The organism is Streptomyces ziwulingensis (assembly GCF_039542605.1).
GTDB classification, from domain to species: Bacteria; Actinomycetota; Actinomycetes; order Streptomycetales; family Streptomycetaceae; genus Streptomyces; species Streptomyces ziwulingensis.
This window is the reverse complement of sequence record NZ_BAABIG010000141.1, coordinates 1-600: the sequence shown is the minus strand read 5'-3', so window position 1 is coordinate 600 and position 600 is coordinate 1. Positions and strand designations below refer to the sequence as shown.

Annotated in this window: 1 protein-coding gene; it reads left to right on the top strand. The window is 68.8% G+C overall.

Annotated features, from left to right (window positions below; translation table 11 throughout):
- Positions 1 to 22: 22 nt before the first annotated feature.
- Positions 23 to 600: AMP-binding protein (locus tag ABEB00_RS35805; protein WP_345624916.1), on the top strand; the 578-nt coding region annotated here is incomplete at its 3' end.

The window sequence follows — 600 nt, the reverse complement described above, 5'->3', positions numbered from 1 at the left end:
GGCTGGTGGGTTGGCGTATGTGATGTATACGTCGGGGTCGTCGGGGGTGCCGAAGGGTGTGGGGGCGACGCATGGGGGGGTGGTGGGTCTGGCGTCGGACGGCCGTTTCGGGGGTGGGGCTCATGGGTGTGTGCTGTGGCATTCGCCGTCGGTGTTCGACGCGTCGTCGTACGAGGTGTGGGTGCCGCTGCTGCGCGGCGGCTGTGTGGTGGTGGGTGAGGGGGGTGTGGAGCTGGATGGGCGTGTGGTGCGGGAGGTGGTGGGTGGTGGGGTGACGGGGTTGTGGTTGACGGCTGGGTTGTTCGGGGTGGTGGCGGAGGAGGATCCGGGGTGTTTCGCGGGTCTGGGTGAGTTGTGGGTGGGGGGTGATGTGGTGTCGGCGGGTGCGGTGGCGCGGGTGCGTGCGGCGGTGCCCGGGTTGGTGGTGGTGAACGGGTACGGGCCTACGGAGGCGACGGTGTTCGTGACGTCGTATCGGGTGGGTGGGGTGGTGGGTGGTGAGGTGCCGGTGGGCCGGCCGATGGACAATATGCGGGTTTTTGTTCTGGATGCGGGGTTGCGTCCGGTGCCGCCGGGTGCGGTGGGTGAGTTGTATGTGGC